The sequence below is a fragment of the Gordonibacter sp. RACS_AR68 genome (assembly GCF_030418485.1).
Taxonomy (GTDB): Bacteria; Actinomycetota; Coriobacteriia; order Coriobacteriales; family Eggerthellaceae; genus Gordonibacter; species Gordonibacter urolithinfaciens.
Map to the genome: position 1 here is coordinate 136,998 of NZ_JAIPUP010000004.1, position 12,141 is coordinate 149,138.

Genomic DNA, 12,141 nt, shown 5'->3' on the forward strand with positions numbered 1-12,141 from the left:
GCGAAATCGCACACTTGCAGGATATACCGCAAGTTGGACGCGAACTCCCGCGAGGAGTTGCTCACCCTTGTGGAAAATGCCTCGGCATGCGAAGACGCCGACTAGGGCGATGCGAAGCGAGCCAGGCTACCCGCCGTCGCGCTTCTCCAGCAGCTCCCGCCTCGAGTTGACCCCCGCCTTCTGGTAGATATGGTACGTGTGGGACTTCACCGTATGGGGCGACAGAAACAACTTCTCAGCGACGGCATTCGTATCGTAGCCCTGCATTAGCAGCACAAGCACCTCGGTCTCTCGCCGCGACAGGCCGAACTCCTCGGCCATGGCCTTGCTCTTGGCGACGCCGCCGTCTACGCCGCCTGCCTCCCTCTCTGCACGCGCCGATGCCATACCCGGATCGTGGGGCATGACATCGATCTTGCCGCTGGCCGCCACCATGACGAACAGCAGCACGGCCAAGAAAAACGGCATGACGAAAGCGTAGTCGCGCGACAAGTCGAGGAAGTTCACGAGGACTAGGTTGACGGCACCTGCCGCCACCATGCCGCACTGAATGTATATCCTGCCTCGGGCGATGCTCTTGATGGGCGTGAGGCGCAGCCGATCCGTCAGATCGAACAAGAAGCAGAACGTGGACGCGTCGAACGCGGTGAGCAACATGAGCAGCAGCAGGTACATAACCCATTTCATGGTTCCCGACGCACCGGTGAGCACCATAAGGATAACTGCCACGGCAGGTAGCAGCACGGTAATGAACGTCTCGAACGCAATGGCGCGCTTCGTGTGCACCTCGAAGAGCAGCAGGCCGCCCACGCCTGCGGCAAGCGCTAAGCCCGTCAGGGGGTAACTCACGTACACTGGCAGATCAGGCGCCATGCAAGCATAGATGCCCACGCCGAACACGGCCCCGTAGATGACAAGGACAACGTTGCTCTTTCTGAGCGAGCGTGCGACATCCTTTGTCACAGGTCGATCGCCCAACGCATGGCTCGGCCAGAATTGATGCGTGAACACATAGCAAACAAGCGAGAGGAACGCCAGCAGCAGCGTAACGAACATACCGGCGGAAGAGGCCACCAGCGTAGTGAGCAAGAACAGCATCGCCCCAATGACGATGGATAGGTACAGGTAGCGCCGGACACTCTTGCGGTCCAGATACATGAACGCCTCGGCCCACAGGATATGGAAGGCACCCTGCCACATACCCGCCGCCAGCATGGCGATCGCGCATGGCCAACCGCCCAAGCCGAGCGCTTCGCCCAAGGCGCTCACCACCACCATGGCCGCAAGCGCAATATAAGCGGCGACGGCGAGCGGGATGCGGAATCGCGTGGAGCAGAAGCGTCCGAACAGCGCATAGAGCGCCATCTCGAATACGACGATGCCCCCAAGGTAACCGATGCGGCCCACATCGCGCTGCAAGGACGAGAACGCGTCAAGCGGCGTGAACACGAAGCTGTAGGCGATGATGTACATGACGGCCCAGCAAAGGCCAAACCCCACCACGACGAATGGTGCGAACTGGCCGTACGAGACCTCGGTCACGCGCGCTTGTGCTTTCTCCGACATGACACGCCCCCTTTCGGCGCCGACATGCCCGCCCGAAGCGTTCGGCATGCCGCTGCGCCCAGTGTACCCGCCCATTATATGGGGCACGGCGCTCGAAGACCGCAGAATAAGTGTCTCCCGGAGCCAACGCAGCACCCATAGGCTTTGCCACCTGCCATTACATCGGAGTATGAATTTTCTCATACCGACACCGACACCTAGGGGGAAACGTATGAAACGCGCATTCAATCCAATCGAGCGAAGATGCGCACTCCGGACGAGCCTAGAATCGCCCTGTCCCGCGAATGACGAAAGCGGGACAGGGCGAGTGAAAGAAGCGAGCGGAAGGAACAGCATGAGCGAGAACAAGTACCATCTCGTAGAGCACGAGAAGCCGTTCGAGTACGATGAGGACGGCCTGCACGTCACGCGCGGCAGCGCCTGGTCGGGCCCCGGCTGCCATATCGGCTGCGGCGTGCTGCTGTACACCGACGACGAGGGGAAGCTCGTCAAGGTGGAGGGCGACCCGGAGAACCCCTACAACCAAGGCAGGCTCTGCAACCGCTGCCTGGCGCTGACCGAGGTGGTGTACAACCCCGACCGCGTCACCACGCCCATGAGGCGCGATCCTGCGCACCGCGGTCAGGACAAGTGGGTGGACATCACCTGGGACGAGGCACTCGACCTCGTGTACGAGAAGTTCACCGAGATCAAGGAGAACTACGGCGCCTGGTCCATCCCGTTCGTGCAGGGCACGGGGCGCGACATAGCTGCCTGGATCACGCGCCTGGCCTGGTCGTTCGGCAGCCCAAACTATATGTTCAACATGTCGGGCATGGCCTGTTACCTACCGCGCGTGGCCGGCTGCGCCGCCACGACGGGCAACTTCTGGGTGGGCGACTTCTCCCAGCAGTTCCCCGACCGCTATGACGATCCCGCCTGGGTCCCCGCCGAGTACATCATGGTATGGGGCAACAACCCGCTCGTCGCGAACTCGGACGGCTTCTACGGTCATTGGATGGTCGACGTTATGAAGCGCGGCTCGAAGCTGATCGTGGTGGACCCGCGCTTGACGTGGCTCGCCTCGAAGGCCGAGTGGTGGCTGCAGGTGCGGCCGGGAACGGACGCGGCCCTCGCCCTCGGCATGCTGAACGTCATCATCTCCGAGGACCTCTACGACCACGATTTCGTGGACCGCTGGTGCCATGGCTTCGACGAGCTGGCCCAGACCGCGGCGGCCTACCCCGTTGGCAAGGTGGCCGAGATCACCTGGGTGCCCGCCGAGAAGATCGTCGGCGCGGCCCGCGCATGGGCGGGTGCCGAGAACGGCATCGTGCAATGGGGCCTGGCCGTGGACACCACAAAGGAGTCGCTACCGGCGGCCCAGGCCATCGGGGCGCTGTGGCAGGTATGCGGCTTCTGCGAGAAACCGGGCTGCATGATCGTACCGCCCGAGATCCTGGCCTACTCCGGCGGGTTCGGCGGCGAGCTGGTCACGCCCGAGATGGATGCGCACCGCATCGGACTGGACAAGTACTCCCTGCTGAAGTTCGGCTTCCAGGTGGCGTCCTCCGACGAGGTGATGAAAACGCTCGAGACCAAAGAGCCCTACAAGCTGCACGGCGCCTGGCTGCAAACGACGAACTTCCTCACCTGCACCTCCCCCGACCCCGAACGCTCCATGAGGGCCTGGCGCACGCTCGACTTCATCGTGGTGGTGGATATGTTCATGACGCCCACGGCCATGGCGTTGGCCGACGTGTTCCTGCCAGCCTGCACCTATGCCGAGCGCGACGGCATCCGCGTGGGCGACGGCGCGCAGCGCGGCGAGACCATCAACAAGGTGTGCCAGGTGGGCGCATGCAAATCGGACATGCAGATCAACCTGGAACTGGGAAAGCGCTTCAACCCCGAGGCGTGGCCGTGGAAGGACGACAAGGAGATGTTCAGCTCCGTCATCGCCTGCACGGGCTATACGTTCGAGGAGCTGCAGCAGGTGGCGCCCGCCTACATCCCCTTCGAGTACGGCCGCCACGAGAAGGGCCTGCTGCGCCCCGACGGCCAACCCGGCTTCAACACGCAGACGGGACGCATCGAGCTGTGGTCGACGTTCTACCACAATGCGGGCTTGAGCCCCGTGCCCTACTTCGAGGAGCCAACCGAGAGCCCGGCCGCGACACCCGACTTGTACGACGAGTACCCGTTCGTGCTCACCACCGGCGCGCGCAACTGGTTCATGTTCCACTCCGAGCATCGGCAGGTCCCGCACCTGCGAGCCGGCCGCCCCTGGCCCCTCGTGCAGATCAACCCCAAGGCCGCGGAGCGCATCGGCGTGCACGACGGCGAGTGGGTATGGCTGGAGAACGAGCGCGGTCGCTGCAAGCGCGTCGTGGAGTGCACGAACATCATGGACGAGCGCGTGGTTATGTCCGATCACGGCTGGTGGTTCCCCGAGGCTCCCGGCGAGGAGAAGGACGGGCTGTTCGGCATGCTCGATCTGAACGTCAACAAGCTTCTGAATTCGTACGTTCCCGGCAAATCCGGGTTCGGCGCCAACTACAAGTCCATGCTCTGCAAAATCTATCCCGCAAAGGACGGTGAATAATCATGACGGAATACGGCATGCTCATCGACTACGAATGGTGCACCGGCTGCCATAGCTGCGAGACAGCCTGTCAGATGGAGCACCACCTGCCCGTCGGCCAGTTCGGCATCAAGCTGAACGAGATCGGCCCCTTCGAGTACGCCCCCGACCGCTGGCAGCTGTCCTACGTGCCGGTGCCCACCGACCTGTGCGACTTCTGCGCCGAGCGGCAGGCGAAGGGCAAGCTGCCTACCTGCCAGCACCACTGCCAGGCACAGTGTCTGGAAGTCGGTCCTATCGATGAGTTGGCCAAGAAGATCGCATCGAAGAAGAAACTCGTGTTGTTCAACATCTAACATGGGACGGCCGCGCCGCCGTGCGGACACGACAGCATGTACGGCGGCGCCCCTTAGAAGGAGGAAGCGATGGACAAAGTGAAGGGATGGGCACTCGCATTCGCCGTCGGCGGCCTGTATGCCGTTATTGGACAGATTATCTGGAACATATTCGCCGGCGCCCTGGGAGCCGATTTTCCCTATCTCGGACCTCTCACGCTGCTGGGGATGGGCGCGGTAGCCCTCGTGCTGTACCTTCCCGGCATCCAGCAGAGGATAGGCGCTGTGAGCGGTTTCGGCTCGATCCTGCCGTTCAACGGGTTCGCAGGCGGCGTGGCAGGCGCCTACGAAAGGGCCGTTGCCGAAACCGGACAGCCAGGTAAAGGCGTGGCGGCGTCTGTAAAGCTCATTCTGCTCGTCATCGGTGTCGGCGGCCTCGTCGACGCAATCGTGGGCGCATTGGCGTTCCTCGTGGCATAGGAGGCACCGCAATGGAATTCATCATGGCTTTCCTAGTGGGCGGAACGCTCTGCCTTCTGTTTCAAATCGTCGCGGACGCCACGAAAGCGCCCGTTCCCCTCATCTTGCTCGTCGGTTTGGCCCTTGGAGGCATCCTGACGCCCTTCGGCATCATGGATCAACTCGCAGAGTGGGGCGGCGCCGGCTTCACCATCATGGTGGTGGGCGCCGGGCAGGCCGTTTGCGCCACGACGCAGGCAGCTCTCGCCGGCAACCCCTGGCCGCTGCTGTCCGTCATCGGCGTGTTCTTAGCCCTCACGGCCATCGGATTGGTCTGCGGAAGCGGATACTGCGCACTCCACAAGCAGGACGACAACGCACATGGGGACGATGCGGCCGAAAAGCAAGCTACGATCGCTCGCCAATGACGGCCCATCCATCCCCTGGCGGGCACCTCGCGCAGGCGTCCGCATCCGCAGAACCCCCGACAAGGAGATGAAGCCATGTCATGTGGATACGCCTGCGTAAGCTGCGGACGCTGCCGGGGAAAGCCCCGGAAGTTGAACATCACTACTGTGTGCTTCCGTTGCGGGCACAAGAACCCCGAAGGCGCGGCACGATGCGAGAATTGCGGCCTCGAACTTCCGCGTCCACCGAAACCGTCCATCCCCATCGTCGCGGCCCAGCCGGAATAGCAGTACCGCCGGGAACTGACAGAAGGGCCCGGATTGTTCGGGCCCTTCTCTTCGCCAATCCATAATTGCAACCCGCAGCGAGCGAGTGAGGGCCTCATCCTGCTGCTGTCCATCCCGAAGGATATCGCGATTCCGCCAACCTCGTGTCAGCCGGCAGGAACCGTCTTTGCCAGCGCACCCGAAGGCGCGAAGCGCCCTGCATCCTCCCGGGCGAGCGCCTTACAGCCCCCCCCCCGCCTCCGAAAACCAGCATCGGCGGCCCGAGGGCCGCCGATGCGCAGTTCGCCGTTCTTTCGATGCCTCGCTACTTGAAGAAGCCGTCGTAGTTGTGCATCTTCAGCTGACTCTCCACCTTGCTCATGGTGTCGAGGGCCACGCCGATCATGATGAGGATCGAGGTGCCGCCGAACGCCTGGATGAGCGTGTTGCCGGTGAAGAAGAACACGATGGACGGCACGACCGCGATGGCGGCGATGAAGATGCCGCCGGGAAGCGTCACGCGGTGCAGCACGTTCTTGATGTAGGTGACGGTGGCCGTGCCCGGGCGCACGCCGGGGATGAAGCCGCCCTGCTTGCGCAGGTTGTCGGCCGTGTCCTCGGGGTTGAACACCATGGAGGTGTAGAAGTACGCGAAGAACACGATCAAGAGCACCGTGAGGATCCAGTTGATCCAGCCCGTCGACATCGCGTTGGCCACGTTCGTGAGCCACTCGATGTTGAAGAGCGCCGCCAGCTGCGCGGGGAAGTAGATCAGGCAGCTCGCGAAGATGATGGGGATGACGCCCGCCGCGTTCACCTTCAAGGGGATGTACGTGGACTGGCCGCCCATCATCTTGCGCCCCTGCACGCGCTTGGCGTAGTTCACGGGGATGCGACGCTGCGCGCGCTCCACGAAGATGATCGCGGGGATGCACGCCAGCACCACGAGGATGATGAGTGCCGTGATGGCAATGCCCATGCCCAGGTCCGCCGTCAGGTTCACCGACGAGAAGATGGCGCTCGGCACGCGCGACACGATGCTCACGAAGATGATGAGCGACATGCCGTTGCCGATGCCGCGCTGCGTGATGAGCTCGCCCATCCACATGATGAACGCGGTGCCCGCCACGAGCGTGAACACGACGATGATGTCGGTGAGCAGCTCGGGAACCTCCGTGCTGAACACCACGCCGTACGCCGACGACTTGAACAGGAACAGGTAGCCCACCGCGTTGATGAGGCCGAGTCCCAGCGTCAGGTAGCGCGTAACCTGCGTGATCTTCTTGCGCCCCGCATCGCCCTCCTTCGCCCAGCGGCCCACGGCGGGGATGACGCCCTGCATGAGCTGCATGATGATGGAGGCCGTGATGTAGGGCATGATGCCCAGCGAGAACACCGAGAAGTTCGACAGCGCGCCGCCCGTGAACAGGTCGAGCATCGTCATGGACACGCCCGAATCCTGGAACGAATTCGCGAACTCGTTGAACGGGATGCCCGGCACCGGCACGTACGCGCCGAAGCGGTACAGTGCGAGGATAGCCAGCGTGAAGAGGATCTTCTTACGCAGCTCCGGTACCTTGAACGCATCGATGATCGAGCTTAGCAAGGCTCTTCGACCTTTCCTCCAGCTGCTTCGATCTTCGCCTTGGCCGAAGCAGAAACCTTATCGACCTTGACCGTGAGCGCCTTGGTCAGGTCGCCGTCGCCGAGCACCTTCACCAGTGCGTCGGCATGCTTGATGATGCCCTTGGCCTTCAGACTCTCGCCGTCGACCACGTCGCCGGCCTCGAACTTCTCGTCGAGACGGCTCACGTTGACGGGCAGGTACTCCACATGGTTGATGTTCTTAAAGCCGGGGAGCTTCGGCAGACGACGCGCGAGCGGGGTCTGGCCGCCCTCGAAGCCGACGCCCTTGCCGCCGCCAGCGCGGGACTTCTGGCCGTTCATGCCGCGGCCGGACGTCTTGCCCGTGCCGGAGGCAGGACCGCGGCCCACGCGCTTACGGTTCTTGGTCGCGCCCTCGGCCGGCTTGAGATCCTTCAATTCCATGGTTGTGACTCCTTCTCAGTCGCAAACGGGCCCGCGGCCCGCGCTGGCAGCTCGCCGCCAGCTAACTTCCTTGGGCGTCCCGCCCCTTGGCGGAAACGCGATCACGCCGCAGAGGCGGCGATGATTCACAATCGAATATGATAACACGCGCCGCCCGAAGGCGGCGCGTGTAACCTCGCTGGTTTACAGCTCTTCAACCTGCACGAGATGCTTGACCTTGAAGATCATGCCGCGCACGCAGTCGTTGTCCACCTGGTCGACCGTGCGGCCGATCTTGCCGAGGCCGAGCGCACGCAGCGTCTGGCCCTGGTCGGCTTTACGGCCGACGGAGCTCTTCACCTGGGTGATGCGCAGCGTCTTCTTCGCGTCTGCCATTACTCCTTCTCCTTCCAGCCGTAGATCTTCGCGACGGACGTGTCGCGGCGCGCAGCCACCTGCTCGGGGCTCTCCATGTTCTTGAGGCCCTCGGCGGCCGCCTTCACGATGTTCATGGCGTTGTTCGTGCCGAGAGACTTCGTGAGCACGTCGGTCACGCCGGCGAGCTCCATGATGGCGCGCACCGGGCCGCCGGCGATAACGCCGGTACCGGGCGTGGCCGGCTTGATGAGCACGCGGCCGGCGCCGTAGATGCCCATGATCTCATGCGGCAGCGTCTTCTCGGGCGTCAGCGGCACGGTGAACATGTTCTTCTTCGCGTCCTCGACGCCCTTCTTGATGGCGATGGGCACTTCCTGGGACTTGCCCATGCCCACGCCGACGCGGCCGTTGCCGTCGCCGACGACCACGAGCGCGGTGAGCGCGAAGCGGCGGCCGCCCTTGACGACCTTGGACACGCGGTTGATGTAGACGACGCGCTCCTGGAGCTCGGGAACCCCGGCGTCGTTCTGCTGCTTGTTACGAGCCATAAGCTTTAACCCCTTCTAGAATTTCAGGCCGGCTTCGCGAGCCGCATCGGCCAGAGCCTGCACGCGCCCGTGATACAGATGACCGCCACGGTCGAACACGACCTCCGTGACGCCGTTCTCCTGCGCCTTCTTGCCGACGATCTCGCCGAGGGCAGCCGCGCCCTCGACGGTGCCGCCCTTCTTGCCCGTGGCCTTGAACTCGGCACCGAGCGTGGACACGCCGCAGATGGTCTTGCTGGCGACGTCGTCGACGAGCTGGACGTAGATGTTGTTGTTGCTGCGCGTGACGCACAGGCGCGGACGCGCCGCCGTGCCGGAAACCTTGCCGCGCACGCGGCGATGGCGGCGAGCCAACCCGGCTTGTTTCTTCTGAAGCTTGTTCATGATTATCCCTTCGATCTCAAACCGTGTAGAGGCTCAAACGTTAGTCGCCCTTGGCGGCCTTGCCCAGCTTGCGACGCACATGCTCGCCCTCGTAGCGAATGCCCTTGCCCTTGTAGGGCTCCGGCTTGCGCCACTTGCGGATGTTCGCCGCCACCTGGCCGACCTGCTCCTTGCTGGGGCCGGACACGATGATCTCGGTTTGGCTCGGGACCTCGAACGTGATGTTCTCCGGCGCCTCCACGAGCACGGGATGAGAGAAGCCGAGCTGCATCTCCAGGTCCTTGCCCTTGAGCGCGGCGCGGTAGCCGACGCCCACGAGCTGGAGCTTCTTGGAGAAGCCGTTCGCGGTGCCCTCGACCATGTTCGCGATGAGCGTGCGCACGAGGCCGTGGAAGGCCTTCGCGTCGCGGCTGTCGTCCGGACGCTCGACGATGATGTCGTCGCCCTCGCGCTTGATGATCATGATCTCGGGGAAGCTGCGGGTGAGCTCGCCCTTCGGGCCCTTGACCGTCACGGTGTTGCCGTCGATGGTAACGTCGACGCCGGCAGGAACGGTGATGGGCTGTTTGCCGATACGAGACATATCTACCTACCTCCCTTTCCTACCACACGTACGCGATGACCTCGCCGCCAACGCCCTTTTTGCGGGCGTCGCGGTCGGTCATCACGCCGAGGCTCGTCGAGATGATTGCGGTGCCGAGTCCGCCGAGCACCCGGGGCAGCTCGTCCTTGCCCGCGTAGATACGCAGGCCGGGCTTCGAGATGCGCTTGATGCCGCGGATGGTCTTGGCCTTCTTGTCGCCGTACTTCAGCACGATCTCCAGCGTCGCGCGGGGCTCGCCCTCGACGACGTCGTAGCGCTGGATATAGCCCTCTTCCTGCATGATGCGGGCTATCTCGACAAGCTTCTTGCTCGACGGCATGGAAACCGTCTGCTTGCCGGCAGAGTTTGCGTTACGCACGCGCGTAAGCATGTCTGCGATGGGGTCGGTCATGGTCATGGTTCTGTTCTCCTTTGGTCCGTGATGAGCCGCGCGCACGGTTCGTCGGCGCCCGTAACGCCTCCGCCTTCTACGCGGGCACACCCTTGAACGTGACTTGAGTCTGGCGGCTTACCACGAAGACTTGGTCACGCCGGGCAGTTCGCCTTTGTTGGCCAGCTCGCGCAGGCACACGCGGCACAGGCCGAACTTGCGGTAGTAAGCGCGGGGGCGTCCGCAACGCGTGCAGCGGTTGTGCTGGCGCGTCGAGAACTTCGGCTCGCGCTTCGCCTTGGCGATCATCGATTTCTTAGCCATGCAATTCCTTCTTTCCTATCCTCGACCCGCGCTCGCGCGCGGGTGCAAGTACCATCGTGGGATCAAGCAACCTACTTGTCCTTGAAGGGGAAGCCCAGCGCGGAGAGCAGCGCGAAGGCGTCCTCGTTGTTGTCCGCGGTCGTGACGACCGTGATGTCCATGCCGCGCGTGCGGTCGATCTTGTCGTAGTCGATCTCCGGGAAGATCAGCTGCTCGGTGATGCCCATCGTGTAGTTGCCACGGCCGTCGAAGCTCTTCGGCGAGATGCCGCGGAAGTCGCGGACGCGCGGGAGGGCGGTCGCCAGCAGGCGGTCCAGGAACTCCCACATGCGGTCGCCGCGCAGCGTGACCTTGCAGCCGATGGCCTGGCCCTCGCGCAGGTGGAAGCCGGCGATGGACTTCTTGGCGCGCGTGACGCAGGGCTGCTGGCCCGTGATGGTGCGCAGGTCGGCCATGGCGGCGTCGAGCAGCTTCGAGTCGGAGGCTGCGGCGCCCACGCCCATGTTCACGACGATCTTCTCGAGGCGCGGGACCTCGTTGATGTTCTTGATGCCGAGCTCCTGCTCGAGCTTGGGCACGATCTCGGTCTTGTACTGTTCCTTCAGGCGAGGAGCGGTCATTTCGTTTCCTTTCGATGAATTAAACGCAGGATTTCCGACCCTGCGTCCCTCGCCGCCGAAGCGGCAGGGGCCATTGTACTGCATTGGCCGTCGCTGGTCGCCGAAAAGTCAGCGAGGGCGGCTGTGGTGCCTCGAATTCGCGGGATCGCGAAGGCGAAGCGTACTTGGGTACGCGAGCCTTCGCGATCGTGCGAAGGCGGGGTGCCACAGCCACCCGCAGCGTCGACCCGTTCCGCCGATCGGAGATCGGCGGAACTACTAATCGATGTCCTTGCCGCACTTCTTGCAGACGCGGATCTTCTTGCCGTTCTCGTCGCGCTTCTTGCCCGTACGCGTGGGCTGCTTGCACTCGGGGCAGATGACCATGACGTTGGACACGTGGATGGGGGCCTCCATGGTGGAGATGCCGCCCTGCGGGTTCTGCTGGGTGGGGCGCATGGCCTTCTTGATCATGTTGACCTTCTCCACCACCACGCGCTCCTTCTGCGGAAGCGCGCGCAGCACGACGCCCTCCTTGCCCTTGTCCTTGCCGGACAGGACCTTGACCTTGTCGCCCTTCTTGATGTTCATACCACTCATATTACGCACACCTCCCCTACAGCGTTTCCGGTGCCAGAGACACGATCTTCATGTACTTCTTGTCGCGCAGCTCGCGGGCAACCGGCCCGAAGATGCGGGTGCCGCGGGGCGCGCCGTCGTTGTTGATGAGCACGGCGGCGTTCTGGTCGAACTTGATGTAGCTGCCGTCGGGGCGGCGGACTTCCTTCTTCACGCGCACGACGACGCAGCGCACGACCTCGCCCTTCTTGACGTTGCCGTTGGGCGCCGCTTCCTTCACGCTGCAGATGATCACGTCACCGAGGCCCGCGTAGCGGCGCTTGGAGCCGCCGAGGACCTTGATGCACTGCACCTTGCGAGCGCCGGAGTTGTCGGCCACTGCGAGCATGGTTTGCATCTGAATCATTGCTGTAACCTAACTTTCCTCTTACGGGCATGCATGCGAGCACGCAGGCTATTTGGCCTTTTCCACGATCTCGATCAGACGCCAGCGCTTCATCTTGGACAGCGGGCGCGTCTCCATGATGCGCACGGTGTCGCCGACGCCGGCCTCGTTGTTCTCGTCGTGGGCGTGGAACTTCTTCGTGGTCGTCATCATCTTGCCGTACACGGGATGCGGCTTGCGCTCCTTGACCTGCACGACGCAGGTCTTGTCGTTGACGGCGCTCACCACGGTGCCCTGGCGGACCTTGCGGGAGTTACGATCTTCACTCATGTATATAACCTTCCT

General features: G+C 63.3%; 17 protein-coding genes. 4 read left to right on the top strand and 13 right to left on the bottom strand.

The window, feature by feature from the left end; translation table 11 throughout:
• Window positions 1-126 precede the first annotated feature (126 nt).
• On the bottom strand, window positions 127-1,566 hold the full coding sequence (locus tag K9U15_RS09810; protein WP_157780532.1) for a helix-turn-helix transcriptional regulator: 1,440 nt from the start codon (window positions 1,564-1,566) through the stop codon (window positions 127-129).
• Window positions 1,567-1,900: 334 nt separating this feature from the next.
• Here K9U15_RS09810 and K9U15_RS09815 point away from each other — a divergent pair, with 334 nt between their 5' ends.
• The 4 genes from K9U15_RS09815 to K9U15_RS09830 all read left to right on the top strand — a co-directional run bounded on the left by K9U15_RS09815 (window position 1,901) and on the right by K9U15_RS09830 (window position 5,351).
• Window positions 1,901-4,150 carry a molybdopterin-dependent oxidoreductase gene (locus K9U15_RS09815; RefSeq protein WP_301155988.1) on the top strand — a complete coding sequence of 750 codons (2,250 nt, stop codon included), beginning with the start codon at window positions 1,901-1,903 and terminating at the stop codon, window positions 4,148-4,150.
• Between the two features lie 2 nt (window positions 4,151-4,152).
• Entirely contained in the window at window positions 4,153-4,485 is a 333-nt protein-coding gene (locus K9U15_RS09820) for a 4Fe-4S binding protein (protein WP_096226959.1), read from the top strand.
• 69 nt (window positions 4,486-4,554) lie between these two features.
• Window positions 4,555-4,944 (top strand): SpoVA/SpoVAEb family sporulation membrane protein, encoded by a 390-nt coding sequence (locus tag K9U15_RS09825; RefSeq protein ID WP_301155989.1) that lies wholly within the window; start codon window positions 4,555-4,557, stop codon window positions 4,942-4,944.
• Between the two features lie 11 nt (window positions 4,945-4,955).
• Complete coding sequence (locus tag K9U15_RS09830; protein WP_096226961.1) at window positions 4,956-5,351, top strand: SpoVA/SpoVAEb family sporulation membrane protein; 396 nt, start codon at window positions 4,956-4,958, stop codon at window positions 5,349-5,351.
• 571 nt (window positions 5,352-5,922) lie between these two features.
• On the opposite strand, the gene secY is transcribed toward K9U15_RS09830, so the two are convergent.
• The 12 genes from secY to rpsQ all read right to left on the bottom strand — a co-directional run bounded on the left by secY (window position 5,923) and on the right by rpsQ (window position 12,126).
• Window positions 5,923-7,203, bottom strand: coding sequence for a preprotein translocase subunit SecY (secY, locus tag K9U15_RS09835; RefSeq protein WP_087192276.1), 1,281 nt, complete (start codon window positions 7,201-7,203; stop codon window positions 5,923-5,925).
• Entirely contained in the window at window positions 7,197-7,646 is a 450-nt protein-coding gene (gene rplO, locus K9U15_RS09840; protein ID WP_087192275.1) for a 50S ribosomal protein L15, read from the bottom strand. The genes secY and rplO overlap by 7 nt, the downstream gene beginning before the upstream one ends.
• A 183-nt stretch (window positions 7,647-7,829) precedes the next feature.
• Window positions 7,830-8,021, bottom strand: a complete 192-nt coding sequence (gene rpmD / locus K9U15_RS09845; RefSeq protein ID WP_015539820.1) for a 50S ribosomal protein L30 — start codon at window positions 8,019-8,021, stop codon at window positions 7,830-7,832.
• Window positions 8,021-8,551, bottom strand: a complete 531-nt coding sequence (gene rpsE, locus K9U15_RS09850; RefSeq protein WP_015539821.1) for a 30S ribosomal protein S5 — start codon at window positions 8,549-8,551, stop codon at window positions 8,021-8,023. Before rpsE ends, rpmD begins: the two co-directional genes overlap by 1 nt.
• A gap of 15 nt (window positions 8,552-8,566) precedes the next feature.
• On the bottom strand, window positions 8,567-8,935 hold the full coding sequence (gene rplR, locus K9U15_RS09855; RefSeq protein ID WP_015539822.1) for a 50S ribosomal protein L18: 369 nt from the start codon (window positions 8,933-8,935) through the stop codon (window positions 8,567-8,569).
• 40 nt (window positions 8,936-8,975) lie between these two features.
• Window positions 8,976-9,518 (bottom strand): 50S ribosomal protein L6, encoded by a 543-nt coding sequence (gene rplF / locus K9U15_RS09860; protein ID WP_087192274.1) that lies wholly within the window; start codon window positions 9,516-9,518, stop codon window positions 8,976-8,978.
• Between the two features lie 19 nt (window positions 9,519-9,537).
• Window positions 9,538-9,936 (bottom strand): 30S ribosomal protein S8, encoded by a 399-nt coding sequence (gene rpsH, locus K9U15_RS09865; protein ID WP_015539824.1) that lies wholly within the window; start codon window positions 9,934-9,936, stop codon window positions 9,538-9,540.
• Between the two features lie 111 nt (window positions 9,937-10,047).
• On the bottom strand, window positions 10,048-10,233 hold the full coding sequence (locus K9U15_RS09870; protein WP_041239446.1) for a type Z 30S ribosomal protein S14: 186 nt from the start codon (window positions 10,231-10,233) through the stop codon (window positions 10,048-10,050).
• Between the two features lie 71 nt (window positions 10,234-10,304).
• Window positions 10,305-10,853 carry a 50S ribosomal protein L5 gene (gene rplE, locus K9U15_RS09875; RefSeq protein ID WP_015539826.1) on the bottom strand — a complete coding sequence of 183 codons (549 nt, stop codon included), beginning with the start codon at window positions 10,851-10,853 and terminating at the stop codon, window positions 10,305-10,307.
• Between the two features lie 258 nt (window positions 10,854-11,111).
• Window positions 11,112-11,423: a 50S ribosomal protein L24 gene (gene rplX, locus K9U15_RS09880; protein ID WP_172623276.1), complete on the bottom strand. Its 312-nt coding sequence runs from the start codon at window positions 11,421-11,423 to the stop codon at window positions 11,112-11,114.
• Between the two features lie 25 nt (window positions 11,424-11,448).
• Window positions 11,449-11,817 carry a 50S ribosomal protein L14 gene (rplN, locus tag K9U15_RS09885; RefSeq protein ID WP_015539828.1) on the bottom strand — a complete coding sequence of 123 codons (369 nt, stop codon included), beginning with the start codon at window positions 11,815-11,817 and terminating at the stop codon, window positions 11,449-11,451.
• Window positions 11,818-11,865: 48 nt separating this feature from the next.
• The gene (gene rpsQ, locus K9U15_RS09890; protein ID WP_015539829.1) at window positions 11,866-12,126 is read right to left on the bottom strand and encodes a 30S ribosomal protein S17; all 261 of its coding nucleotides are present in this window, start codon (window positions 12,124-12,126) and stop codon (window positions 11,866-11,868) included.
• Window positions 12,127-12,141 lie beyond the last annotated feature (15 nt).